The organism is Dickeya chrysanthemi NCPPB 402, assembly GCF_000406105.1.
Lineage (GTDB): Bacteria > Pseudomonadota > Gammaproteobacteria > Enterobacterales > Enterobacteriaceae > Dickeya > Dickeya chrysanthemi.
The window spans coordinates 4,520,007-4,543,834 of sequence record NZ_CM001974.1 but is presented as its reverse complement, the minus strand read 5'-3'; the positions used below and the strand labels follow the sequence as shown (position 1 = coordinate 4,543,834).

25 protein-coding genes are annotated in these 23,828 nt (G+C 48.6%); 13 read left to right on the top strand and 12 right to left on the bottom strand.

The genetic code is table 11. The features are described 5' to 3' along the window. Positions 1 to 19: 19 nt before the first annotated feature. On the top strand, positions 20 to 883 hold the full coding sequence (locus tag DCH402_RS20150; protein WP_040003118.1) for an endonuclease/exonuclease/phosphatase family protein: 864 nt from the start codon (positions 20 to 22) through the stop codon (positions 881 to 883). Between the two features lie 201 nt (positions 884 to 1,084). Next, positions 1,085 to 1,351 carry a YdgH/BhsA/McbA family protein gene (locus DCH402_RS20145; RefSeq protein WP_040003116.1) on the top strand — a complete coding sequence of 89 codons (267 nt, stop codon included), beginning with the start codon at positions 1,085 to 1,087 and terminating at the stop codon, positions 1,349 to 1,351. A 121-nt stretch (positions 1,352 to 1,472) separates the two neighbouring features. Here DCH402_RS20145 and DCH402_RS20140 read toward each other — a convergent pair whose 3' ends face one another. Next, the gene (locus DCH402_RS20140) at positions 1,473 to 2,657 is read right to left on the bottom strand and encodes a BaiN/RdsA family NAD(P)/FAD-dependent oxidoreductase (protein ID WP_040003115.1); all 1,185 of its coding nucleotides are present in this window, start codon (positions 2,655 to 2,657) and stop codon (positions 1,473 to 1,475) included. Between the two features lie 303 nt (positions 2,658 to 2,960). Between DCH402_RS20140 and pitA the strand changes: the two genes are divergently transcribed. Then, on the top strand, positions 2,961 to 4,466 hold the full coding sequence (pitA, locus tag DCH402_RS20135; RefSeq protein WP_040003113.1) for an inorganic phosphate transporter PitA: 1,506 nt from the start codon (positions 2,961 to 2,963) through the stop codon (positions 4,464 to 4,466). Between the two features lie 157 nt (positions 4,467 to 4,623). On the opposite strand, the gene uspB is transcribed toward pitA, so the two are convergent. Beyond that, positions 4,624 to 4,959, bottom strand: coding sequence for a universal stress protein UspB (gene uspB, locus DCH402_RS20130; RefSeq protein ID WP_027713562.1), 336 nt, complete (start codon positions 4,957 to 4,959; stop codon positions 4,624 to 4,626). A 640-nt stretch (positions 4,960 to 5,599) separates the two neighbouring features. On the opposite strand from uspB, the gene uspA reads away from it, so the two are divergent. Together uspA and yidA are read left to right on the top strand one after the other, a co-directional pair. Continuing rightward, on the top strand, positions 5,600 to 6,034 hold the full coding sequence (uspA, locus tag DCH402_RS20125) for a universal stress protein UspA (protein ID WP_015848404.1): 435 nt from the start codon (positions 5,600 to 5,602) through the stop codon (positions 6,032 to 6,034). A gap of 258 nt (positions 6,035 to 6,292) precedes the next feature. Next, the gene (gene yidA / locus DCH402_RS20120; protein ID WP_040003112.1) at positions 6,293 to 7,108 is read left to right on the top strand and encodes a sugar-phosphatase; all 816 of its coding nucleotides are present in this window, start codon (positions 6,293 to 6,295) and stop codon (positions 7,106 to 7,108) included. Positions 7,109 to 7,207: 99 nt separating this feature from the next. Here yidA and uxuA read toward each other — a convergent pair whose 3' ends face one another. Continuing rightward, positions 7,208 to 8,392, bottom strand: a complete 1,185-nt coding sequence (uxuA, locus tag DCH402_RS20115) for a mannonate dehydratase (RefSeq protein WP_040003111.1) — start codon at positions 8,390 to 8,392, stop codon at positions 7,208 to 7,210. A gap of 300 nt (positions 8,393 to 8,692) precedes the next feature. Between uxuA and DCH402_RS20110 the strand changes: the two genes are divergently transcribed. Then, positions 8,693 to 9,370 carry a M15 family metallopeptidase gene (locus DCH402_RS20110; RefSeq protein ID WP_050583345.1) on the top strand — a complete coding sequence of 226 codons (678 nt, stop codon included), beginning with the start codon at positions 8,693 to 8,695 and terminating at the stop codon, positions 9,368 to 9,370. 21 nt (positions 9,371 to 9,391) lie between these two features. Here the strand turns inward: DCH402_RS20110 and DCH402_RS21810 are convergent, their stop codons facing one another. The 6 genes from DCH402_RS21810 to DCH402_RS20085 all read right to left on the bottom strand — a co-directional run bounded on the left by DCH402_RS21810 (position 9,392) and on the right by DCH402_RS20085 (position 14,765). Beyond that, entirely contained in the window at positions 9,392 to 10,408 is a 1,017-nt protein-coding gene (locus DCH402_RS21810) for an ATP-grasp domain-containing protein (RefSeq protein ID WP_071604752.1), read from the bottom strand. A 413-nt stretch (positions 10,409 to 10,821) separates the two neighbouring features. Further along, a complete protein-coding gene (locus DCH402_RS20100; RefSeq protein ID WP_040003108.1) occupies positions 10,822 to 11,820 on the bottom strand; it encodes an ATP-grasp domain-containing protein in 999 nt (332 codons plus the stop codon). A gap of 40 nt (positions 11,821 to 11,860) precedes the next feature. After that, positions 11,861 to 12,397 carry a cysteine peptidase family C39 domain-containing protein gene (locus DCH402_RS20095; RefSeq protein ID WP_040003106.1) on the bottom strand — a complete coding sequence of 179 codons (537 nt, stop codon included), beginning with the start codon at positions 12,395 to 12,397 and terminating at the stop codon, positions 11,861 to 11,863. A gap of 27 nt (positions 12,398 to 12,424) precedes the next feature. Further along, complete coding sequence (locus tag DCH402_RS23455) at positions 12,425 to 12,955, bottom strand: MFS transporter (protein ID WP_411431461.1); 531 nt, start codon at positions 12,953 to 12,955, stop codon at positions 12,425 to 12,427. A 41-nt stretch (positions 12,956 to 12,996) separates the two neighbouring features. Continuing rightward, positions 12,997 to 13,668, bottom strand: coding sequence for an MFS transporter (locus tag DCH402_RS20090; RefSeq protein ID WP_081642198.1), 672 nt, complete (start codon positions 13,666 to 13,668; stop codon positions 12,997 to 12,999). Beyond that, positions 13,659 to 14,765: an ATP-grasp domain-containing protein gene (locus DCH402_RS20085; protein WP_040003103.1), complete on the bottom strand. Its 1,107-nt coding sequence runs from the start codon at positions 14,763 to 14,765 to the stop codon at positions 13,659 to 13,661. Before DCH402_RS20085 ends, DCH402_RS20090 begins: the two co-directional genes overlap by 10 nt. Before the next feature lie 716 nt (positions 14,766 to 15,481). Between DCH402_RS20085 and DCH402_RS20080 the strand changes: the two genes are divergently transcribed. Then, complete coding sequence (locus tag DCH402_RS20080) at positions 15,482 to 16,177, top strand: FadR/GntR family transcriptional regulator (protein ID WP_040003100.1); 696 nt, start codon at positions 15,482 to 15,484, stop codon at positions 16,175 to 16,177. 87 nt (positions 16,178 to 16,264) lie between these two features. On the opposite strand, the gene bhsA is transcribed toward DCH402_RS20080, so the two are convergent. Next, positions 16,265 to 16,522, bottom strand: a complete 258-nt coding sequence (bhsA, locus tag DCH402_RS20075; protein WP_040003098.1) for a multiple stress resistance protein BhsA — start codon at positions 16,520 to 16,522, stop codon at positions 16,265 to 16,267. A 248-nt stretch (positions 16,523 to 16,770) separates the two neighbouring features. Here bhsA and DCH402_RS20070 point away from each other — a divergent pair, with 248 nt between their 5' ends. Together DCH402_RS20070 and DCH402_RS23450 are read left to right on the top strand one after the other, a co-directional pair. After that, positions 16,771 to 18,054: a DUF3748 domain-containing protein gene (locus DCH402_RS20070; protein WP_040003097.1), complete on the top strand. Its 1,284-nt coding sequence runs from the start codon at positions 16,771 to 16,773 to the stop codon at positions 18,052 to 18,054. Beyond that, a complete protein-coding gene (locus DCH402_RS23450) occupies positions 18,018 to 18,254 on the top strand; it encodes a hypothetical protein (protein ID WP_071604750.1) in 237 nt (78 codons plus the stop codon). The genes DCH402_RS20070 and DCH402_RS23450 overlap by 37 nt, the downstream gene beginning before the upstream one ends. Here DCH402_RS23450 and DCH402_RS20065 read toward each other — a convergent pair. Then, positions 18,248 to 18,622 carry a YceK/YidQ family lipoprotein gene (locus DCH402_RS20065; protein ID WP_050583344.1) on the bottom strand — a complete coding sequence of 125 codons (375 nt, stop codon included), beginning with the start codon at positions 18,620 to 18,622 and terminating at the stop codon, positions 18,248 to 18,250. The two genes, DCH402_RS23450 and DCH402_RS20065, sit on opposite strands and share 7 nt — an antisense overlap. A gap of 317 nt (positions 18,623 to 18,939) precedes the next feature. On the opposite strand from DCH402_RS20065, the gene ibpA reads away from it, so the two are divergent. Next, on the top strand, positions 18,940 to 19,353 hold the full coding sequence (gene ibpA / locus DCH402_RS20060; RefSeq protein ID WP_040003093.1) for a small heat shock chaperone IbpA: 414 nt from the start codon (positions 18,940 to 18,942) through the stop codon (positions 19,351 to 19,353). 155 nt (positions 19,354 to 19,508) lie between these two features. After that, complete coding sequence (ibpB, locus tag DCH402_RS20055) at positions 19,509 to 19,958, top strand: small heat shock chaperone IbpB (protein WP_040003091.1); 450 nt, start codon at positions 19,509 to 19,511, stop codon at positions 19,956 to 19,958. A 343-nt stretch (positions 19,959 to 20,301) separates the two neighbouring features. On the opposite strand, the gene DCH402_RS20050 is transcribed toward ibpB, so the two are convergent. After that, positions 20,302 to 20,520 carry a hypothetical protein gene (locus tag DCH402_RS20050; RefSeq protein ID WP_040003090.1) on the bottom strand — a complete coding sequence of 73 codons (219 nt, stop codon included), beginning with the start codon at positions 20,518 to 20,520 and terminating at the stop codon, positions 20,302 to 20,304. A 140-nt stretch (positions 20,521 to 20,660) separates the two neighbouring features. Between DCH402_RS20050 and DCH402_RS20045 the strand changes: the two genes are divergently transcribed. Together DCH402_RS20045 and DCH402_RS20040 are read left to right on the top strand one after the other, a co-directional pair. After that, complete coding sequence (locus DCH402_RS20045) at positions 20,661 to 22,073, top strand: anion permease (RefSeq protein WP_027713554.1); 1,413 nt, start codon at positions 20,661 to 20,663, stop codon at positions 22,071 to 22,073. A gap of 177 nt (positions 22,074 to 22,250) precedes the next feature. After that, a complete protein-coding gene (locus DCH402_RS20040) occupies positions 22,251 to 23,816 on the top strand; it encodes a sensor histidine kinase (protein WP_050583343.1) in 1,566 nt (521 codons plus the stop codon). Positions 23,817 to 23,828 lie beyond the last annotated feature (12 nt).

Sequence of the window (23,828 nt, the reverse complement as noted above, 5' to 3'; positions counted from 1 at the left end):
CTTACCAACAGGTTGCCTTATGCTCATTGTCAGCTACAACATTCAATACGGTCTTGGCCGCGACGGCCGCTACAATCTGGCTCGCATCGCCGATGAAGTGCGCGGCGCGGATATCATCTGTATGCAAGAGGTCGAACGCTTCTGGCAACGCTCCGGCATGACCGATCAACCGGCGGAACTGGCGGCGCTGCTGGGCGAGTATCACTGGGTGTACGGCGCCAATCTGGACATGGACGCCAGCACCGTGTCGGCGGATGGCCGGGTCGTCAACCGTCGTCGCCAGTTTGGTACTCTGACGTTGTCCCGTCGGCCGATTTTCTCCAGCCGTAACTTCCCGCTGCCGAAATTCGGCACCCTGACCCAGCACTCGATTCAACAAGGTGTGCTGGAAACGGTTGTCGACACTGATGGCGGGGCGATCCGCGTTTATAACACCCATCTCAGTCATCTGTGTGCTGGCACCCGGTTGCCGCAGGTGGACGCGATGCTGGGGATTTTTGCCCGCGCTCCGGATGAAGGCGGTGCCTGGTGCGGCGGCCATCCTGACCCGAACTCGGGCTGGACTGAAGGGCAGATGCCGCTAATGCCGCAGGAGATGATCCTGATGGGGGATTTGAACTGCCTGCCGGAGAGCGAAGAGTACAGCCGTCTGATTGGTCCGGTGTCGCCGCATCACGGCCGGCTGGTCCGTCACCGTGGGTTGATGGATGCCTGGGTCGCGGCAGGCCAGCCGGAGAGCAGCGGTTCTACCCATCCGGCGGTCGGCGGCCGGATCGATCACTGCCTGCTGACGCCCTCACTGGGGCTGACGGTGCGCCGTTGCTGGGCGGATACCGAGAATCAGGGCTCCGATCACCACCCGCTGTGGGTGGAATTGCAATAACTGGCCACTCTGCCATCTGCGCTAAAAACTGGCAGGTGGCAGACAGTACAAAAGGGTGTTTTTTAATTCATAAATTTTGAATGATATCTGCAAATAAACCCGGTTTTAACGTCGAGGCAACAGGTCTATTATCACTTCCATCGAAAGCAAAAAGGCTTTCAACAAGAAAATTAACCGAATTCAACGTGAAGGATATTGACCATGAACGCTATCAAAAATATTGTTGCAGTTATCGCCCTGGCTACCGTTTCTTTCGGCACCTTTGCTGCGACCACGTCCACTGCGATTGAAGTACAGCAATCCGCCAGCCTGTCCGTCGGCACCGTCAGCGCGACTGCCGCTACGCTGGATGGCCTGCAAGCCAGCCTGTCTGAAAAAGCGGGTGCCGTCGGCGCCAAATCGTTCCGCATCATTTCCGCCACTTCCGGCGACAACCAGATGCGCGGCGTAGCTGAGCTGTACAACTGATAAGACATTTATCACGCACCGCAATTACGATGTGAGCAATGGCCGCCTTCGGGCGGCTTTGTTGTTTGGGGGAGTTGTTGTGGTGATTTTAGTGGCGCTGATTTAATGCGCTGTCTGGTGTTTACTCCAGCGCCTGCGCGCAGGCCCAGGCGGAGCTCCACGCCCACTGGAAGTTGTAACCGCCGAGCCAGCCGGTGACGTCCACCACTTCGCCGATGAAATACAGGCCCGGTGTTTTGCCGGCTTCCATCGTTTTTGACGACAGTTCGCGGGTGTCGACGCCGCCGAGCGTCACTTCCGCCGTGCGATAGCCCTCGGTGCCGTTAGGCTGAACCCGCCATTGTTGCAGCGTGGCTGCTACCTCGGCCTGCTGCGGCTTGTTGAGCTGTTTCAGCGTGACGTCCGGCAATTGCCCCAATGTTTGCAGGCATTCCACCAGCCGTTTCGGCAACCATTGCGACAGGGTATTTTTCAGGCTCTGGTTCGGGTGCGCCTGACGCTCGGCATTGAGGTTTTCGGCCAGATCAAGCGTGGGTAACAGGTTGATGGTGACGAATTCCCCCGGCTGCCAGTAGCTGGACAGTTGCAGAATCGCCGGGCCGGACAGGCCGCGGTGAGTAAACAGAATATTTTCACGGAAGGTGGTGCCGTTTTCGGCCGTCGCCACCGCCGGCACCGACACGCCGGAGAGCGTCTGTAATTGCGCCAGCAGCGGCTTATGCAGGGTAAACGGCACCAGCGCGGCGCGGGTGGGCAACACGTTGAGGCCGAATTGCGCCGCCAGTTGATAGCCGAACGGCGTGGCGCCCAGCCCCGGCATCGATAGCCCGCCGGTGGCGACGACCAGCGCCTGCGCCTGTACCACGCCGTTGTTAAGCTTCACCTGAAACTGTGCGTTTTTTTCCACCGACAGCACCTCGCTGCGCAATCGCAACGTCACCTTACCGGCATCGCACTCTTTCATCAGCATATCGACAATCTGCTGCGCGGAATCGTCGCAGAACAACTGACCAAGGGTTTTTTCGTGATACGCGATGCCGTGGCGGTTAACCAGACTGATGAAATCCCACTGGGTGTAGCGGGCGAGGGCGGATTTGCAGAAGTGCGGGTTGTGCGACAGGTAAGCACCCGGCTCGGCGTACAGATTGGTAAAGTTGCAACGCCCGCCGCCGGACATCAAAATCTTGCGGCCCGGTTTTTTGCCGTTGTCCACCAGCAGCACCCGCAGCCCTTTCTGGCCTGCCTGTGCCGCGCAGAATAGACCGGCCGCCCCCGCGCCGATGATGATGACGTCAAACTGTTCCACATTACTCTCCCGCTGTTGCGCCGGTGATATCCGGGCGGCCGATTATAGGCGATGTCCCCACATCGGTCACTCGCCCAACAGCGCCTTGTTTCATGCCGTTCCGCCGCCGGATCTGGGCGATGTACCGGTAACAAAATGTGTGGATGGGTAAAAACAATAATGCATTGATTTTAATTAATTAAATCCTTTTCACCGGCAGAAGTGGCGTAAATTAAGTCAAAATAATGTCATATTTTGCTTTTCCCGTTTCAGCTTGTCACCGATAATGCGCCGCGTTCATGACCACTACATGGCCTAACACTTATGTTACATTTATTTGCCGGGCTTGATTTCCATACCGGTCTGATGCTGGTTCTCGCCCTGCTATTCGTTCTGTTCTATGAAGCTATCAACGGTTTTCACGATACCGCCAACGCGGTCGCTACGGTGATTTATACCCGGGCGATGCGTGCTCAACTGGCGGTTGTCATGGCCGGTGTTTTCAATTTCCTCGGGGTATTGCTGGGCGGGCTAAGCGTGGCGTATGCCATCGTCCATCTGCTGCCAACCGATTTGCTGCTGAATGTCAGTTCCACTCACGGGCTGGCGATGGTGTTTTCGATGCTGTTGGCGGCGATCATCTGGAACCTGGGGACCTGGTATTTCGGGTTGCCGGCCTCCAGTTCTCATACCTTGATCGGCTCCATCATCGGTATCGGTTTAACCAACGCGCTGGTGACCCATACCTCGGTGGTGGATGCGCTTAATATCCCTAAAATGGTCAGTATCTTCCTGTCGCTGCTGATGTCTCCGGTGGTCGGCATGATCGTCGCCGGGTTGATGGTGTATCTGCTGCGTCGTTATTGGCGCGGGAATAAGAAACGCCAGCGTATTCACCTGACGCCGGCGGAGCGCGAAAAGCAGGATGGTAAGCGTAAGCCGCCGTTCTGGACGCGTACCGCGCTGATCTTGTCTGCGGTAGGGGTGAGCTTCTCTCACGGCGCTAACGACGGGCAAAAAGGCATTGGCCTGATCATGCTGGTGCTGATTGGCGTGGCGCCGGCCGGGTTTATGCTGAACATGAATGCCTCAGGCTACGATATTAGCCGTACCCGCGATGCGGTGATGAATCTGCAGGGGTATTATCAGTCTCATAACGCGTCGCTGACGCATGTGATCGGCCTGTCGACGCCGATTCCGGCTCCGGAAAACGTGATTCCTGCTACCGGCAACAAACCGGATTTTCACTGTGATACGTCTCGCGCCATGATCGCCATTGACCGTGCGCTGACGTTGCTGAATAACGTGAAAAACTACAGCGAGCTGCCTGCGGATGATCGTGCCCGTGCCCGTCGTTTGTTGATGTGTATCTCCGATACGTTGGATCGCGTCGTTAAGCTGCCGGAAACCTCGGCCGATGACAAACGCCTGCTCAACAATCTGCGTAGCGACCTGCTGTACACGGTGGAATATGCTCCGCTGTGGATCATTGTGGCGGTGGCGCTGGCGTTGTCGCTCGGTACGATGGTGGGCTGGCAGCGTGTGGCGGTCACTATCGGCGAGAAAATCGGTAAAAAAGGCATGACCTACGCACAAGGCGTCTCCGCACAGTTGACGGCCGCCATGTCGATTGGCATTGCCAGCTATACCGGTATGCCGGTATCCACGACGCACGTGCTTTCCTCCGCGGTGGCCGGCACCATGATTGTGGACGGCGGCGGCGTGCAGGGCAAAACGGTGAAAAGCATTCTGTTGGCTTGGGTTTTCACCCTGCCGGTATCAATGCTGCTGTCCGGCGTGCTGTACTGGCTGGCGCTGAAACTGATCTGACGTGCGCTAATAGAGCGCAAACGTTGCATCCATCAGCGTGTAGACAAAGTAGACAAATAAGAAAGGCGGCCATCAGGTCGCCTTTCTGCTTTCAGCGTATCGTTAATGGGTTGATGGGACCACAACCTGCTTATGCCGTCACTGTTGCCGCCGCACTTCAATGCCAGATGATAAGGCCGATGAGGCTGACGACGACCAGCCCGCACAAGGCGGAAGTCAGCAAAAACTGACCGCGCACCCGCGCGCAACGACGGATAAATTCCGGGTCGTGATGGTCAAGATAACGTTGTGCATAGATGTAACGAACCAACCGTAACTGCTTGCTGGGTTGCCCGTGGGAGGTGAAAAATCCGCTTCCATCCACATACTGATACAGTAGCGGATCACAGTCTCTCAATATCAGCAGCAGCACTCGCAACGAAGAATAATATCGCGCCATATTGATGACACAGACGACACATAAAGCCCAGAAAAGCGCAAATGTACTAATCATCATGCTTCCCTCCCGGATTATGACCCTACAGATGCCGGTATGTGTCGTATCCTGCTGACATCACATCTGTGGGTATTTATGCCACACGTTTTTCACGCGATGTTATGGGGCTGCCCGACCATGGCGAGTTGCCCGGGTGTTCTTCTTCACCTTTGTATCCCTGCCTGGAGATGAACCCGTTGAGGTTCCCCCCCAATTTCATTGTAGAAGAGCCTTGCGATTTTTTTCCATACCCGGCGCAAGGTTCCTGACAGCCAAAAACATCATGATGACTTTTGATCCGGCACCGGCTTTCTTCGCCGTAGGCCCCGTCCTTTTCAACTACACTTTATGTACGGGATAGCGGTTTCACCGTTATTCAGGCTTTCCTCTGGTATCCCTAAACAATTGAGTTGCAGGAAAGCCAACAGCTCTGCAGCTTGATGTATGACGGATATAGAGAGTATCGGCGCAATGGGCGATCACTTCAGGGTAGGCGATCATCCGCATTCGCAGAACCGTTACAAAATGTGTGGCGTTGTGATCCGTTGAACATAACCCGCAATAAGCGGGGTGTTATGCTCATCACTGCCATAGGTTATCAGGCTGGCAGGAAATATCTGCTGACTCATCAGTTAGTCATTACGGAAGGAGCTTAATCATGGCTTACAAGCACATCCTTATTGCGGTTGACCTGTCACCGGAAAGTAAGGTGTTAGTGGAAAAAGCGGTCTCCATGGCGCGGCCGTACGATGCCAAAGTCTCTTTGATCCATGTTGACGTGAATTACTCTGATCTCTACACCGGGCTGATCGATGTCAATCTGGGTGACATGCAGCAACGCATTTCCGAAGAAACCCAGAATGCCCTGAAAGATCTGGCGGAAAACGCCGGTTATCCGATCTCGGAAACTCTGAGCGGCAGCGGCGATCTGGGCCAGGTGCTGGTTGACGCGATTCGCAAGTATGACGTTGATCTGGTGCTATGCGGCCACCATCAGGATTTCTGGAGTAAACTGATGTCGTCTGCGCGCCAGTTGATCAATACGGTGCACATCGACATGCTGATTGTGCCGTTGCGTGAGGAAGAGGAATAAGTCGCACCCGTGTTTTGATGCGCCTGAAATGATCCGACGAATATGAGGCATAGCCAATCGCGATTGGCTATGCCTCTTTGTCTGTCTGTCCTGATCAAAGCCTGTCTGTCCTGATCAAAACTCAATTACGCCTGGTGGGATAAGCTCTTCGTATGGGTTTCTTTAATCACCTAAGGATGATACGCCGGCGGATTTTCTGGTTTTACCCAACCTAATCACGCTAGGATACCGGCAGTGAGGTTACTTATTGGGGAAATCATGGCGATAAAACTGATTGCGATTGATATGGACGGCACGCTGCTAACGCCGGAAAACCAGATTTCGCCGGCGGTGAAACAGGCTATTGCCGCCGCCCGCGAAAAAGGCGTTTATGTGGCGCTGGCGACCGGGCGCCCGTTCATCGGCGTTGAGCGCTATCTGAAACAACTGGGGTTGCAGCAAGACGGGCACTACTGCATCACCAATAACGGCGCGCTGGTGCAGCGCACATTGACGGGGGAATGCGTGGCGCAAACCACGCTGAGCTTTGAGGACTATCTCCATTTCGAGGCGTTGTCGCGCGAGTTGGGCGTGCACTTCCATGCGCTTGATTTCAATTATGTGTATACCGCCAACAAAGATATCAGCGCCTACACGGTGCATGAGTCCCACCTGACCAGCATGCCGCTGAAATACCGGGCGGTAGAGGAAATGGACAGCAGCCTGCGTTTTCCAAAAGTGATGATGATCGATGAACCTGAGGTGCTGGATGCCGCTATCGCCCGCATGCCACCCGAAGATTTCGCCCGTTATACCATCATGAAAAGCGCCGCTTTCTATCTCGAGATTCTGGACAAGCGCGTCAATAAAGGCGAAGGGGTGAAAATGCTGGCGCAACACCTCGGTCTGGCCGCTGATGAAGTGATGGCGCTGGGCGATCAGGAAAACGATTTGGCGATGCTCGAATTTGCCGGGCTGGGTGTGGCGATGGGTAATGCGATTGAGAGCGTCAAGGCGGTGAGCCAATTCGTCACCCGGTCTAACAGTGAAGACGGCGTGGCGTACGCCATTGAGAAGTTTGTGTTGAACGTCTGACCCACGCCGGGCCAGACGTATAACCCGTCATACTTCAAGTTGCAGGTGCGTTGGCTTTCCTGCAACTCGAATTACTTAGGATATAAGACGAACCGCGGGTCAGTCGTTAAAGAACGTTTGTTTGATCGCCAGTTCGACGCCGCGCACTTCCGCCAGCCCTTTCAGCCGCCCGATGGCGGAATAGCCGGGGTTGGTTTTCTTCTTCAGGTCATCCAGCATCTGGTGGCCGTGGTCGGGGCGCATCGGAATGGCGCGGGTATTGCCCTGCTGACGGCGGCGGTGTTCTTCCGCCAGAATCGCTTTCACCACCTTCACCATGTCTACATCGCCATGCAGATGAGCCGCTTCGTGGAAGCTTTTCGGGTTGTCTTCGCGGCAGGTGGCGCGCAAATGAGTGAAGTGGATACGGTCGGCGAAGGTTTCGATCATTTTCACCAAATCGTTGTCTGCCCGTACGCCGTAAGACCCGGTGCACATGGTGAAGCCGTTATGGATGCTGTCGACAGTATTTTTTAGCCACTGCATATCCTCAATGGTCGAAACGATGCGCGGCAGGCCGAGGATTGGCCGCGGCGGATCGTCCGGGTGTACCGCCAGCACGATACCGGCTTCTTCCGCTACCGGCACGATCGCCCGCAGGAATTCCGCCATGTGCTCACGCAGCTTCGCTTTATCGATACCGTCGTACTGCGCCAGTTGGGCGCGGAACTGCTCCAGCGTATAGCCTTCTTCGGCACCCGGCAGACCGGCGATAATATTGCGGGTCAACTTGTCTTTGTCGGCATCGGTCATGGCGGCGAAATACGCAGCGGCCTGACGCTGTTCTTCATCGGTGTAGTCGGCGGCGGCGCCGTTACGCTTGAGCAGGTGCAGCTCAAACGCCGCGAAGGCGGTGTGATCAAAACGCAGCGCCCGGGAGCCGTCCGGCATTGGGTATTCCAGATCGGTACGGGTCCAGTCCAGCACCGGCATGAAGTTGTAGCACACGGTATCAATGCCGCAGGCGCCCAGATTACGCAGTGACTGCTGGTAATTGGCGATATAACGCCGGTAATCGCCGGTCTGGGTTTTGATGGCTTCGTGCACCGGCACGCTTTCCACCACTGACCAGGTCAGCCCTTTTTCCGCCAGTATCGCCTGACGTTGCTTAATCTCTTCGATGCTCCACACTTCACCATTCGGGATATGGTGCAGGGCGGTGACGATACCGGTCGCGCCCGCCTGACGGGCATCATCCAGCGACACCGGATCGTTGGGGCCATACCAGCGCCAGGTGTGTTCCATAATGCAGCTCCTTAAACTCTGTTGATGTCGATGGTCGGTCTGGTGGCCTGACCACCGGACCGGTTCACTATTCACCACCTGTGGCGATATTTCTGTGATGTATGTCACTAATTGGGATTGGTGAGATGATAAGACAACAAGTTATCAGTTTAATTATGCCCCAGTAGTTTGAGTGATTAGAAACATAGTCTGGTCTCAGTAGACATAATTGTTGGGAGTGGCCGTTAAGTCCTAAATGCTAAGTAATATAGCTATTGATGATTAGCTGGTCTCTAGAATGACTAAAGGGAGTAATGTGTTATGCAAGAGTCTGGCAATGTTAAAAAACCTGTGGCACTTTCTGATTTACGAGTGTCATCAATACCTGTAGCTGAGTGTCATGAAAAGCTGGTGGATATAGTTGGTATTCATAAGAATATATTTGTTGATGATTCATTAGACAACCATTCTCATCTGGAGTATACCCCCGTATTTAAAGTCAGGGAATCTGTTGCTGAACGTTTGACTCGTGCTGCAAACTTACTTCCTGATGATTATGGATTCATCATCAAGGAAAGTTTCAGACCTGTTTCGATGCAGAAGTTCTATTTTAATCGGCGATTAAAACGGCTTGCAGCAGAATACTTAACACTTTCACACGAAGAGCTGGTTAGGTTGACATCAGAATTTGTTGCGCCACCCAATGTAGCTGGGCACCCTACTGGAGGTGCTATCGATCTGCTGCTGTGTTTGTCCGGAAAAATATGTGATATGGGGTCAGAATATGATATGGATATCGCATCTTCCAATGGAAAGTGTATGAGTTTTTGTGAAAATATCTCCGAGAAAGCACAAAAAAATCGAAATATTATGTTTAGTGTGTTATCAGCTAATGGCTTTGTCAATTACCCATTTGAGTGGTGGCATTGGTCATATGGTGATAAATACTGGGCTGCTATGACCAATGCACAATTTGCATTGTATGATTATGTTAAATAATCACGGTGGTTATTTGCAGATTTAATGTAGTAACTCCACATTGCATTCTGATTCAATACTATTGATCAGTGATTTAGTCATGCTATCCCGCTGTTGAGCAGAGTTACATAAAAGTTGAATGCGTCCAAGTACATCTTGTGGTTTGATGCTTATTGATGATCCACTCGATTCTATAGTTTCTGAAAAGATAATGTTTTTAGAAAAATTGGATATGCATTTAAGCATTTTTTCATGATTGATGGTCGATTCGGAAAGTGCCTCTAATCTAATTGTTGTAGCATATTTTTCGGTCATTTTTTTTATGTCAATATCAGGTTTTCTCCCTAAATGAATATCAAACATGAGTTTGTAAATATCATGTTCTGTGAAATTCAGATATAAAAGTGGCATGAATCCTCCCATGATCCTTGCGTTAGCCTCAACAAGGATAGGGCCTCTTGATGTGATCATCATCTCGAGATGAAAAATACCATAATGAAGTTCTAGAGCTTGTATAACAGAAATAGCATACTCTTCACATCGCAGCCATTCTTCCTCACTGATATCGGCTGGCATATCAATACGATATTCAACCATCTCATTTTTTTCAGAACGACCACGAGATGAAACCATTAATATTTTTGTTTCTTTTCCATTGTGTGCTACTTCAACAGAGACCATTTCGCCAGAAAGGTACTCTTCTATAAGAAAACCTCTTTCATATTGAACACGGACAGATACCGGGAGTTCACAAATTTTTCTTTCAGCCTCATGCCAATATGATTCAAGCTCAGTTTGATTTTTAACTTTATAGCTAAAAAAGCTATCTCTACCTGATATTGGTTTTAATATTACTGGATAACCGATTTTATTTGCGCTATCAATTGCCTCTTTTTTGTTTTTTGCCGTATAATATTTTGCGTTTTTGATTTTTTTTTCATTTAAAGTATTTCGGGTATAAAGTTTATTCCTGCATCTATTAACTGACTCTACTGTAGGAAATGGTAAACTAAGGTCTTGAGCTGCCTTTGCTGCAAACTCAATTGCTGTTTCTGGCAAGCATATAATGGCATCTATTTTTTTATTTTTTCAATCGCTATTATATTTTCATATAGTTCATCATAATCGGTTATTTCTTTCGTTTTGATATAATTATCTAGACTATTTAATATTTTTTGTTTTTCTCATTTTTTTTATACCAACTAAACTCACCTGATTCTATGAATGATACATAATGGCCAAGTGATTTTGCATGATGCATAACAATTGGTCCAGTAAGATTTGAATCAATAAATAATATATGTGCCATGGCTGTATCACTCAAATGTAAAATAAATTGTAACCAATGCGATTCTGAAGATGCGTTGGGCTGAGATGAGGGGCTGGTGTTCTGCCATTATATTTTACTTCCTCAATGATTGTCTTATTATTTTCAGGTGTTATTTCATTGTTTTTTTCTCTAAATAAAAATTCTATGCCATATTTTTTTCGTTTTTATTTTCTATGTCAGGTAAAGGAATTCCACATTTTAACATGATTAATATTTCTTCTAAATTTACTCCATATGTGAGGTTGACGAGCCTGGTAATATAATCACCTGCAACTCTGCATCCAACTTCTATTATTGCAATCTCATTTTTATTATTAACTTTGAACTCAACATGTAATATACTTGAGTTTACTTCAGCGGAACGAATAATTTTCTCTATATTCCTTTCAAGAACACCTGCTATTTCTGGTTTTATTTTCTCGCCACATATATGCCCAATTTCATCAAAATTAGGTAATTCTGAGACAAACTTTTTGTTTATAAAGTAATTAATGATGAGACCGCTCTCTACAATAACTTCCGCACTATATTCTTCCCCTTCAAAAAATGTTTCAATAATGCATTCTCCTTTAAAATCAATCCCTGTTGCAAATGATTTTTTATAGGAAAAAATAGGTTCCGCATTTCTAATTAGTTCCTGAGGTGTATGATTGATTGATACATACCATGAACCAGCCATATCGACAGGTTTGCTTATAACAGGGAAATGAATGGTATCATTTACTTTAGATATAAGATCTTTGTATGATGTGAAAATGCCTATGAGCATCGGTTGAGAAACTTCTTGTTTTTGAAATGCATTTCTCATTTTTTTCTTGTTTCTTAATACACTGGGGTCACCATTAATCGCTCGTATCAAACCTAATTCAGCGCAAAGGAATTCGGTTGCCTCTACGGAGAACTCGCCAGATGCAACAATGCCGGCAAGATCATTAATATTTCTCAGTATATTTAGTAGTTCGTAGGGAGATGATGATAATTCATCAATTTTTATTTCTTCAATGTTTTTGTATTTAGAGAAATCGATATGTGTTGACTTAGTCGTAATAACTAATGGAATAAGATTGTGTTTGAGTGCGGCATCAATGTACCTTACTGCAAAATCATAATTTAGTGGACAAATTAAAGCGACTCGTTTCATTCTATTTCCTTTTTTAATTTAGAATATTAAACTATCAATTTCAATGGTGGATACCAAGGATTATGCCGTTACTGCTATAACTTGCATTAAATCTGTCAATGGTTATACAGTTATGTGTTTCTCCCCAACGAGAAGGATCTCTGAAAAAAATATATTTCTTTCCGGCATGTTCTTTATATTTGTAAACAAGCACCAGATGACCCCCTTTTCCTGCATTGACTGGAAACTTATGCCGAATAGATGCGATGAAAACAGCACCTTTATTGACTAGATCTAATACGTCATCTAAAGGGATTTTCAATGCCTGGGACGGGAGCCCAAAAGAGGTGGATAGTTCTGCTAGTTTATAGTGAATCCAACCATTCTGCGAGTATGCACCAATCCTTATGGCAGCATTAAATATATCATGCATCTTTATTTCGGTGTTTTTCAGTCCTTTTAACGCCATCAACAGACAAGCAAGACCACAAGAGCGGTCAGACCAATATTGGATCATGCCAAATAACTCTTTCATGTCTTTTTTATTTACATCATAGTTCTTTAACCAATTTTGGCTAATATATGGTATCGATGACATAGTTTTTATTTCTATAAAATTTAGTGTTCATTCAACTTCTGTATTTACGCTATAGGACTGATGCGTAATAGTTGTCAATAATAGTATGGATATAATTGTGACGGATAACCATACTATATGCCATATATGGCTGTCTATATACTGGTATATGTAAACTCCAAAGTATTGGCCAAATCCAATACCAATTGCATTTGATAGAAAGCTATATATAGATATGTTTTTTTGTATCTGGCTGGGCTGAGTATATTTTCTTATATATTCCATGGCATAAACAGGGAATATGATCTCACCTATGGAATAGAATATTGTTATAAGCACGGGTATGTAAAATCCATATGGTGTACTAGGAATCAATAAAATTGCTACCAGCATAGAAACCAAGCTTATTGTAAAGCATTTTTTTATTGATAATTCTAATTTTTTGATAAGAATTGCAACCGGGATGGAAAAAATTATCAGTAATATTGCGTTAATAAAAAAGAAAAAACTAACATATGTTCCACCTCCGGTTTCATTAAATTTTATAGGTATAACACTGATGGATTGTCCTAGGAATATATTGAAAATAATACATATAACATAAAATGGGGTGGACTTGATTAAACCTTCTCCGGCTTTTTTTTGTCCTCTTTTGATTGATTTTTTACCTCTGTAAGATATGTGTTTATATCATTTTTTATTTTTTCATTATTAATAAGGATAATAATGAATCCTAAAAGATAAATTAATGATGTTGCAATGATTACTGATCCAAACTTTCCATCTTGAAAGATAATTGCACCTAGTATTGGCCCTACAGATGAACCTATTCCAAACATCATTGCAGCAGAGGAAAACAATGGTGAGCAGTCTTCATGATGAATATTTGTTATAGTGTGTATAGAGCGAGTCATGATCGTTGCGGATGCCATACATATTCTGATGAATATTAACCCTAAGGTGTAGAAGATAAGCATCTTTGATGTGGTTGAGTAGTATATTATCATTACGCCAAGTGTCGAAAATAACATTGCGGATAATAATATTTTTCTTGAGTTGTCATTTATATTGATAGTTGCTAGTAATAATGAAACACTACTACCAATTATCATGGATATCATAATCGATGTGCTTAGGTATGTATAATCCAAACCCAGGGATTCTTTTGCACCTATAAGCAAATAGGGATTAAGAATAAATGCTCCCAAAGCAACAAGCAATGTATTTAACAATAATACCTGACTGGATTTTGAGTATCCTGATTTAAATATAGTATTTAATATCATAAACATTCTTCTTCACTTCTTTCTTCGGTGAAATAAATGTGTTTATTTCCTTGGTTTTCTTTTTTCAGAATTCCGGTTCTGATAAATGCAATCACTAATTCGTTATAACTAAACCCTAAACTTGTAAACATTTTTGTAAAATTACTATTCTTTGATATTCCTGGTATTGTATTGATTTCGAGAATAAAAATATCATCATTGTCATCGATGATTAAATCAACTCGACCAACTCCTTGACATGCTGCATGTTCAAAGGCTTTTATTGCTGTCTCTTTTATTTTCCTATCAATATATTCCTTACTGGAAAAACTATTTAGAATATACTTTACATCATGATGACTATGACCGATTTTCAATTCAGCATCGTAGTAATTTGAGTTTGTTACTGTTTCCAATGTAGGTAATATGAGAACGCCTTCTATCATTTGAACAAAGCCTACAGATATAATTCTTCCTGATATGAATTTTTCAAGGAAGTATTTGTTTATTTCATTCTTATTTTTTTCATACCATGTATGTAGATCTTCATCGTTAGAAATATATGTAATACCGAGGCTGCTTCCTCCACATCGTTCTTTTGCCATGATAGGGTACTGAAGGCATAGTGCTTTTTTATGAACATCGCTATATGAATCATGAATATTGAGTTCATAAAAATTTGGAGTGTTGACGGATGATCCAGTCATAAGGTACTTGAATTTTAATTTATCGCAACAAACCGCACTAGCCAAAACGCCTGAGCCAGGGTACGGTTTATCTATATAATCTAGAAATCCTTGTAGCCTGCCATCTTCTCCATACTCGCCATGAGCATATATAAATACGAAATTATGATTGTTTATCTCATATTGAAGATTGTTATCTGTTGATTCTATTTTTTTATAATTAAGTCCTAAATCAATGAAAGCTGATTCTATTGATGTTATTCCTCTTTCTTCATCGGATGCCTGAGACTTATATATCAAATTTTCCTGTGAGTGAGTTCCTTCAACTAAGCATATTGACTGATTTTTAATGAATTCTTTATAATTCAATAAATATCTTTTCTCTTTTTCTGTAAGTGACTCAACATAAATTTTGTTTTTGCTGTCTATATATTTCATTTTTTGTCCTTGTATAAAAAATCCATTTCTATAAATGGAAATAAAATAAATCCCCTGTTATTTATGTTATTTAAATAAAACAGTTATTTGAGATAAGTAACAACAATCATTACACTTTAAAACTAAAGTGTAGATGGTGTTTTTATATATTAATCATCACGATGTTATTGATTTTAGCGCTGTGATGTCAATCGCATTTTTATTAATTATTTGTCTTTGGGTTTTAATTTTTATTCAAGTGTCGTTATAGGTGAATTGTTTCATTTTGTTGTTTTTCTTTGGGGTAATAAAATGCATGCTGGAGAAGTATTCCTGTTATAATGATTAGCACGATTATTTAATGATGTTTAATTATTATTCTGGATGGCTCATTTGAAATGGGCGTGTTTAATTTTGTTTTTTATTTGTAACATTATCCCCCTTTGATTAGGCTGTGTAAAATATAATTATGGATTGTTAAAATTTAAAATACGTTGCATTTTTTCTGTGCACTACCTCGAGTACAAATCAGTTTTTCCAGTGCCTGTTGGGTCAGCTTTTATTCTGATGTTGCATATGTATGCCCACTTTTTCGTCCCTTTGCCAACGATGCAGGAGTTGTTCCTATCGTGTTTGTACATTATTAAGAGATGCTACTGATGCTATGGTAAGCTTCAGGCTGTTATTGGCGGAACAGACGTTGACAGGTCACGACTGACGGGGGAACCGGAGGGGATATGGTGTTACCCACACTGAAAGTTGAGCGGCTTTACCGGCAGATATCCACGCTGCTGATTAACTGCATCAGGAACGGTCAGTTTGCGGCCGGGCAACTGCTGCCCTCGGAGCGAGAACTGGCGAAACAGCTGGGGGTAAGCCGCTCGTCGATCCGTGAGGCGCTGATCGCGCTGGAAATCACCGGCTGGGTGGAAATCCGTACCGGGAACGGTGTGTATGTCAACGATCCGCTACCAGAGGCACCGCCCGTTGCGTTGCCGGAAGATGAATTCAGCCTGCGGGCGTTTATTCAGGCTCGGCAGGTGTATGAAGCGATGATGGCGGAGCTGGCGGCGGTGCAGGCCACCGACGAGCAGCGTGCTGCGCTACAGGCGATCACCCGCGATCTGTCCCGCCTTAATGTTAATGACGCGCAGTTTCTGCATGAAGACAAGCGTTTCCACCTGTTGATTAGCGAGATGTCCGGCAATGAAGTGCTACAGGACATGATGGAGTACCTGTGGAACAAGCGTCAGAGCAGCCGGTTCGTGCGGCTGGAAACACTGTACGCCGACTCCGATTTTCCCCGCACCATGAATCAGGATCACGCCGATATCGCCGATGCCATCATCGCGCGCGACCCGGCACGGGCACGGACCAGCATGGAGCGTCATCTCCAGCATGTGTACGATCATCTGTTCAGCGGCGATGAGTAAAGCCGAGGTGTTCCGCGGGCATAAAAAAACCCCGGGGGGGACACAGGCACCGGGGCTGAGGGGTAATGATGAACGTGCAGGCGGGGATTATTTGTAGATAGTCGCGTTGCCGTGCAGGGTATCGTCGCCGCTGGCATAGGTAATGGTGTACGCCGAAGCGCCGGCTTCGCTGGCTTTGTCGGCCAGTTTGGCTTGCAGCGAGCTCAGATCGTTGGCGGTGGCGGAAACCGAACCGATTTTTTCCAACTGCTGGGCCTGGTCATAGCTGACGCTTTGCGCAGCGAAAGAGCCAAACGATAAGGTAGCAAGGGCAGCGGCGATAGCGATGGTTTTGATGTTTTTCATGTCTCTTTCCTTCTTCGGTAACTGACTTCGGTAACTGAGTTGAACGGCGCTTGTCCTTTCGATAACGGAAAGGTTACGCCCTGTTGACCTGCGTGGAAAACGGAGGTTGTTGACGATATCTTTCTATTTTTTTGACCGAGAATACAGTCAGCTTTTGTAAATAAAGCGCTGATTTTCATTGTTTTTGTCATTCATTGCGCGATTTTTTATGATATGCCAGGTTAATTTATTAAGACGGAAAATCTGTGATGAATGAAGACCGGCAGATAACATTCGATGCTTTTTCACATCAGCTGACCAATATAAATATCTGGTCCTGTGACGGTAATTGGTTGATTTATGATGTCAGGCCGCACGGATCTTCGTTTACCGGTTTGACGATTGAACGCGTCAATGTGGAAACCCACCGGCGTGAGGTGATTTACCGTGCCGGGCAGGGGGCGCATGTCGGCGTGGCGACCGGTAGCCCGGTGCCGCCGCAGCGCTATGTGTTTATCCACGGTCCTGAAAACCCGGACGCGCACTGGCAGTACGATTTCCACCATCGTCGGGGCGTGGTGCTAGCGGATGATGACCGCCAGCAGGCGACGACGCTGGATGCCTGCGTGTTGACGGCACCGTATCTGGCCGGTGCGTTGCGTGGGGGTTCTCATGTGCATGTGTTCAGCCCGGACGGCAGCCGCCTGAGCTTTACCTATAACGACCATGTGCTGCACGAGCGTGACCCGGCGCTGGACTTGCGCAACGTCGGGGTGGCGGTGCCGTTGCAGACAGTGGCGGCGCCACACCGTCATCCGCGTGAGCACGATGGCAGCCATTTTTGCGTGCTGGTAAGCGATACCACGCCGCAGCCGCGCCCCGGCAGCGATGATATCAACCGCGCCTATGAGGAAGGTTGGGTAGGAAATACCGGCTATTTACGCCCGGACGGTTGCCGCCAGCGCTGGGCGCTGGCGTTTATCGGCGATACGTTGTCGGCGCGCGGCGAAAAAGTGCCGGAGGTGTTTCTCGTTGATTTACCGGAAAAAATGGATGATTACGCCCGTGCCGGCGAGCGGCCGCCAGGCGGCACCGAGACAGAACTGCCTGCGCCGCCTGCCGGTGTGCGTCAGCGCCGACTCACCTTCACCGCCGACAGGCCGTATCCCGGCGTGGTTAACCAGCCGCGTCACTGGTTACGCAGTTCGCCGGACGGCCGCCAAATCGCCTTTCTGATGAAAGACGATCGCGGTGTCGTGCAACTGTGGACGGTATCGCCGAACGGCGGTGAACCACGTCAGGTGACGCAGGGCGACTGGCCGGTGCAATCGGCATTTAGCTGGCATCCGGACGGCAAATACCTGGCGTTCATTGGCGACAACAGCGTGATGCTGTGCGAGGCGGCGACCGGCCGGTTGATTCGTCAGACCGCGCGCAGCGAAACGCCGCCGGTAGCGGATGCGGTGGTCTTTTCACCGAATGGCGATCGCATCGCCTATTTACGGGAAATCGACGGTTGCAACCAGATTTTTGTGGTAACGGTGAGGTACTGACAACGGGAGCATCGCGAGGACTTTTCGGCTGCCTGCCCACTTATCACCAGATTGGTGTCTGGGCGCCGGTCTTGCTGGTGGTGCTGCGTTTCGTGCAGGGTTTTACGGCGATGCCGTTGGTGTTAAACGGCGATGCACAACCACATCAGGCGGCGATCCCGATGACGCTTGCCCAACGGCATCAGGCGGAACATCACTGACGGGGGTTATTCGCCGATGCGGGGATGACCATCAATGGCGGAGGGTTGCCCATCGGCTGGCGGCGTTCATATTCTTCCAGTCGATCACGGGCCGAGGTGCTGTGGCTGTCGCTGTGGGTGCGGTAATAATCATAGGGCAGCAGTAACGTATCCAGCATGGCGGAAAAGGGGACATCAAGCACGACCATCGGCATCATCGCCCAACTGGTGTTCTCATCCTTCAGCGTAGACATGCTGGCTTGGGTGCCGGAATAGTACCCCTGCTCGCCGCCAGAGTGAGTCATCACGCTGGAACAGCCGCTGCATGTCGCCAGTATCGCGCCTGACAGTACGAGCGACAATGAGGTATTTCTCAGTATGGTCATCATGTTACCTTGAGGAAAATCGTCCCGGTTACGCGGTTGGCTGTGCTTACAGCAACCTTGCGCTGCGGCCTTCACATATTTTAGCAAAATGTGCTTGCTGTCCAGTGTATGCGATTACATCGGAGCCGGGTAAAGAATAAGAAAATTTTCCCTTCTGCCGTGTTGAAAAGCAGAGATAAATCACCATATCCCTATCAGACCTGCAGACATACGCCGACAGGGTATAAGGCTGTGTTCCTGAATACAGTTGCTGCGGTCAGGAGCCCGTCCGGATGGAGGGCCGCCCTATTTTAACCTCGCTGCATGCCAGGAGATATTGTATGCGTAATCCCGATTTTTCCCCGCTGTATCGCTCCGCTATTGGTTTTGATCGTCTGTTTAATCTGCTGGAAGCTGGCCAGAGCCAGGGTAATGGCGGATATCCTCCTTATAACGTCGAGCTGGTTGACGAAAACCAGTATCGCATCGCGATTGCCGTAGCCGGTTTTGCTGAAAGCGAACTGGAGATCACCGCGCACGACAATATGCTGATTGTCAAAGGATCACACCACGGCGACGCCACCCCGCGCAATTACCTCTATCAGGGGATTGCCGAACGCAATTTCGAACGCAAATTCCAACTGGCCGAACACATTCAGATTAACGGCGCCAGCCTGGAGAATGGGTTGCTGTTCATCGAGTTACAGCGGGTGATTCCGGAAACGCTGAAACCGCGCCGCATCGACATCAAATAATCGCGACGGCCGCCGGCATCTCACGCCGCGGCGATCAGAGAGCCGCCTGGAGCGATAACGTCGCCCGGCGTCTGTCTCGCTATTCGTCCGCCGTACGGGGACGTCCGGCTATCGGCCGGAAACCATTATCTCGCTTCACAGAAGGAGTTATGAATATGCGCAATTACGATTTGTCCCCCCTGCTGCGTCAGTGGATCGGTTTTGACAAGCTCGCCAGTTCCATGGGGAACCAGGACGCGGTGGAGTTCCCGCCGTACAACATCGAGAAAATCGACGATAATCATTACCGCATTACACTGGCGCTGGCCGGGTTCCGCCAGCCGGAACTGGATATTGAAGTGGAAGGCCAGCGTCTGACCGTGAAGGGCACGCCGACATTACCGGAGAAAAAAGTGCAGTATCTGCATCAGGGGCTGGTGTTCAAACCATTTTCGTTGAGTTTTACCCTGGCCGAGCATCTGCATGTCTCGCAAGCGCAGTTTCAGCATGGGTTACTGCATATCGACCTGATCCGCGAGGTGCCGCAGGCATTGCAGCCGCAGCGCATCGCTATTGGTCGCCCGGCGCCTGAACGTATTGACGGTACGCCGAACGAACAGGCGTAACCGGTTATCACCAGCCGCTCGCACGGTGTTGGCGAGCGGTTTTTTAACATCTCCTCGCGTTTTCCCCGGCTGTTGAACTACGGCGGGCGATAGTTTGCTTTATGCCGGCTGAATAGTTTTTTTCATTTGCAGGAAAAATGTTGGAAAACACTTCAAAATTATTTTACTTCCTGACCAAATAGGGTGAAATAAACCGATAAATAATCACGGTGAAAAAAATATCTATTAATAAATTATTATTAACATCATCGTTAATGTCATGTTTGATAATTGTTATTTTATGGATTAATGATTCACTTTTATTTATTTTTGAAATGGTGTTTTTATTTTCAAAAGTAAATTATTAAATCTGTTTAGTAATTAAAATAACAATAGTGTATTCCATTTTTATAATACTATTTCCTTCGTTGATCACTTCACTTGATTTTGATGGGACGAGAAAAGCACCCTGCTCTTTATTGTTTTCTCGTCTTTTTTTACTGATGCTGTACCCGTTGTGTTTGTCAGGTCGTATCCCGCCATGAAAGATGGCGATGGCACGCCGAAAACTCGTTATCTGCATTTATTTATGCCTTTTGCATTGACCTGTTTTGTCAGATAACGAAATTAAGGGTGATGAAGAAATAAAATAACTCCTCCACTCATAATGCGGGACCTCCGGTAAAGGCGGCTGATTTCGTTTTAATTTTGAGTGGTGTTGTTATGTCTGCAAATAATAGCAGGTTAGTGAAGCTTCTTATTATCCTCGGTATAGCCGTTATATTTTGGTTTGTTCCGGTTCCCGAGGGCGTTAATCCCACCGCATGGCATCTGCTGGCGATATTTATTGCCACAGTCGTCGGGCTAATCCTTTCCCCCTATCCCCTTGGCGCCATTGCCATTTTTAGTATTACCACGGTGTCGGCGCTCGGTTTGCTGCCGGTCAAGGATGTGTTGGTCGGGTTTAGCGACCCCACCATCTGGATGATTGCCTGCGCCTTTTTTATTTCGCGTAGCTTCATCAAAACAGGGTTCGGTCGCCGTATCGGGTTCCTGTTCATCAGTAAACTTGGTAACAGCAGTCTCGGGCTGGCGTATGGTCTGGTGTTTACCGACCTGCTGTTTTCCCCGGCGATGCCGTCAACCTCCGCGCGTTGCGGCGGCATTATCACCCCGCTGTTCCGTTCCATCGCCGAAGCCTACGGCTCAACGCCGGAACAGGGCACTCAGCGGCGTATCGGCGCGTTTCTGGTGCAGACCATTTTCCAGTGTAACGCCATCACGTCGGCCATGTTCATGACCTCAATGGCCGGTAACCCGTTGATCAGCAAGCTGGCCACCCAGTTCGGCGTGCACCTGACCTGGACCGAATGGGCGGCGGCGACGCTGGTGCCGGGGCTGCTATCGTTGATCGTCATCCCGTTGGTGCTCTACCGTTTTTATCCGCCGGAGCTGAAGAAAACGCCGGAAATGCGTGAACTGGCCAAGGTTCGCCTGCAGGAAATGGGGCCGATGAGCCGCAACGAATGGATTGTACTGTGCGTATTCCTCGGGCTGGTGGTGTTCTGGGTGTTGGGATCGACGCTGAATATCGACGCTACCCTGACCGCACTGGGCGGGCTGAGCGTGCTGTTGCTGACTCGTGCGTTGAGTTGGGAAGACGTAACCGGCGAAAAAGAAGCCTGGCACACGGTGGTGTGGTTTGCCGTGTTGATGATGCTGGCGACCCAACTGAACAAGATGGGGTTGATCGCCTGGCTGGGCGGCATGGCCGGTCACGCCGTTGCTGGAATGTTCTGGTTGCCGATGCTGGGCTTGCTGCTGCTGGTGTATTACTACAGCCATTACTTCATGGCCAGCGCGGTGGCGCATATCAGCGCCATGTACGCGATTTTCGTATCGATCGCCATTGCGGCCGGGGCACCGCCGGTGCTGACGGTGCTGGCGTTTGCGACATTCAGTAACCTGTTCATGGCGACCACGCATTATTCCGGTGGCCCGGCGCCGATCATGTTCGGTTGCGGCTACCTGTCGCTGGGAACCTGGTGGAAAATCGGCTTCCTGATTGGGCTGGTCGTCATTCCTATCTGGTTGGGTGTCGGCAGCCTGTGGTGGAAAGTGCTGGGGCTGTGGTAATAACCTGCTGCCTGCAAAAATGGGATTCGCCGCCGCCGAATACGGGCGGCGGTTTTGTTATCAGCACGCGCAGAAATAGCCTGAACAGGTTAAGATAACGGGATCGATGATGCGAATTCCGGAGCGAGAAATGAGTAAAAAAAGACACCGCTGAAGTTAGGCACTTCGATCATTCTGATGGTGTCGGCGGTGATTGGCTCCGTACTGCTGGTGGTTTACGCGCTGCTGTTTTTCCGTATTACCGAACTGACCGAAACGCACCTCAAAGATAAAGCTTTTGCGATTGCCCGCACGGTTGCCAATTCGCCGCTCGTGGTGGATGACCTGAAAGGCATCGGCGACCCGATGCTGGTACAAAACTTTTCCGAGAATGTGAAAAGCCGCAACCATCTGTTGTTTGTGATTGTGACCGATATGGACGGCATCCGTCATTCTCACCCGGAACCGGGGCAGATCGGCCGTCACTTTATCGGCGATGATCTCTACCCGGCGTTGCTGGGGCTGGAGAATACGGCGGTGAATCGCGGGGTATTGGACCCGGCGCTACGCGTGTTTACGCCGGTATTTGACGAAAATAACCACCAACTCGGTGTGGTCGTGGTGGGGATTTCGCTTTCCAGCGTACAGTCGGTCATCAATGAGAATCGTTGGATTATTCCCTGGACCATTCTGTTCGGTGCGCTGGTCGGCCTGCTGGGCACCTATTTCCTGGTGAAAACCCTCAAACGTATCATGCTGGGTTTCGAACCGTTCGAAATTTCAAACCTGTTCGAGCAACGCAACGCGATGCTCAAACAAATCAAGGAAGGGGTGATCGCGGTCGATACCGACTTGCGCGTTACCATCATCAACGACGAAGCCAAGCGGTTGTTCAGCCAGCATGGTTCGGGTGAAACGCTGGCGATCGGCAGCACGATTAGTCACTGGCCGGCGTTGATGAATCTGGAAAAGGTGCTGGAGTCCGGTTCGCCGCGGCAGGATGAAGAAATCAATTTCAACGGCAACCTGCTGCTGATTAACACCGTACCGGTGGTGGTGAAGGGCGATATCATCGGCGCCATCGCCACCTTCCGTGATAAAACGGAAGTCAGCCAGTTGCTGCAACGCCTGACCGGGATGTCGTATTACGCCGACGCCTTGCGCGCCCAGTCGCATGAATTCATGAACAAACTGCATGTGATTCTCGGCATGCTACATTTGAAATATTACCCGCAACTGGAAGAATATATTTTAAAAACCGCCAATAATTATCAGGCGGAAATCGGCTCGATTATCCGAAAAGTAAAATCGCCGGTGATTGCCGGGTTCCTGTTGGGGAAAATCAACCGGGCGCGGGATCTGGGCGTCACGTTGTCCATCAGCGAAGACAGCCTGTTGCCGGATACCGACGATTCGCAGTCCACCAATGAATTGATTACCGTGCTGGGTAATCTCATCGAAAATGCGATGGACGCCTTATCCGGTCTGGAAAACCGCGAGATTACCGTGACGTTCCATCATCAGGATGGGCAGTTGCACTGCACGGTCAGTGACGACGGACCGGGCATTGCGCCGGATATTCAGCAGCGTATTTACCAGGAAGGATTTTCCACCAAAGGCTCCGGGCGTGGCATCGGCTTGTATCTTACCCGGCAGAGTCTGGAGAAAATCGGTGGTACCATCGATTTTGAATCCGAACCGGACGTTTATACCCAGTTTTTTGTGAATATCCCTTATCAAGCAAGGCAGTTTGACCATGATTAAGGCAATTTGACC

Excerpts from the sequence above, each read along its gene's own strand:
- DCH402_RS20150 (WP_040003118.1), top strand. The coding sequence starts at position 20 with ATGCTCATTGTCAGCTACAACATTCAATACGGTCTTGGCCGCGACGGC.
- DCH402_RS20145 (WP_040003116.1), top strand. The coding sequence starts at position 1,085 with ATGAACGCTATCAAAAATATTGTTGCAGTTATCGCCCTGGCTACCGTT.
- pitA (WP_040003113.1), top strand. The coding sequence starts at position 2,961 with ATGTTACATTTATTTGCCGGGCTTGATTTCCATACCGGTCTGATGCTG.
- uspB (WP_027713562.1), bottom strand. The coding sequence starts at position 4,959 with ATGATTAGTACATTTGCGCTTTTCTGGGCTTTATGTGTCGTCTGTGTC.
- uspA (WP_015848404.1), top strand. The coding sequence starts at position 5,600 with ATGGCTTACAAGCACATCCTTATTGCGGTTGACCTGTCACCGGAAAGT.
- yidA (WP_040003112.1), top strand. The coding sequence starts at position 6,293 with ATGGCGATAAAACTGATTGCGATTGATATGGACGGCACGCTGCTAACG.
- uxuA (WP_040003111.1), bottom strand. The coding sequence starts at position 8,392 with ATGGAACACACCTGGCGCTGGTATGGCCCCAACGATCCGGTGTCGCTG.
- DCH402_RS20110 (WP_050583345.1), top strand. The coding sequence starts at position 8,693 with ATGCAAGAGTCTGGCAATGTTAAAAAACCTGTGGCACTTTCTGATTTA.
- DCH402_RS20100 (WP_040003108.1), bottom strand. The coding sequence starts at position 11,820 with ATGAAACGAGTCGCTTTAATTTGTCCACTAAATTATGATTTTGCAGTA.
- DCH402_RS20095 (WP_040003106.1), bottom strand. The coding sequence starts at position 12,397 with ATGTCATCGATACCATATATTAGCCAAAATTGGTTAAAGAACTATGAT.
- DCH402_RS20090 (WP_081642198.1), bottom strand. The coding sequence starts at position 13,668 with ATGTTTATGATATTAAATACTATATTTAAATCAGGATACTCAAAATCC.
- DCH402_RS20085 (WP_040003103.1), bottom strand. The coding sequence starts at position 14,765 with ATGAAATATATAGACAGCAAAAACAAAATTTATGTTGAGTCACTTACA.
- DCH402_RS20080 (WP_040003100.1), top strand. The coding sequence starts at position 15,482 with ATGGTGTTACCCACACTGAAAGTTGAGCGGCTTTACCGGCAGATATCC.
- bhsA (WP_040003098.1), bottom strand. The coding sequence starts at position 16,522 with ATGAAAAACATCAAAACCATCGCTATCGCCGCTGCCCTTGCTACCTTA.
- DCH402_RS20070 (WP_040003097.1), top strand. The coding sequence starts at position 16,771 with ATGAATGAAGACCGGCAGATAACATTCGATGCTTTTTCACATCAGCTG.
- DCH402_RS20065 (WP_050583344.1), bottom strand. The coding sequence starts at position 18,622 with ATGATGACCATACTGAGAAATACCTCATTGTCGCTCGTACTGTCAGGC.
- ibpA (WP_040003093.1), top strand. The coding sequence starts at position 18,940 with ATGCGTAATCCCGATTTTTCCCCGCTGTATCGCTCCGCTATTGGTTTT.
- ibpB (WP_040003091.1), top strand. The coding sequence starts at position 19,509 with ATGCGCAATTACGATTTGTCCCCCCTGCTGCGTCAGTGGATCGGTTTT.
- DCH402_RS20050 (WP_040003090.1), bottom strand. The coding sequence starts at position 20,520 with ATGCAGATAACGAGTTTTCGGCGTGCCATCGCCATCTTTCATGGCGGG.
- DCH402_RS20045 (WP_027713554.1), top strand. The coding sequence starts at position 20,661 with ATGTCTGCAAATAATAGCAGGTTAGTGAAGCTTCTTATTATCCTCGGT.
- DCH402_RS20040 (WP_050583343.1), top strand. The coding sequence starts at position 22,251 with ATGGTGTCGGCGGTGATTGGCTCCGTACTGCTGGTGGTTTACGCGCTG.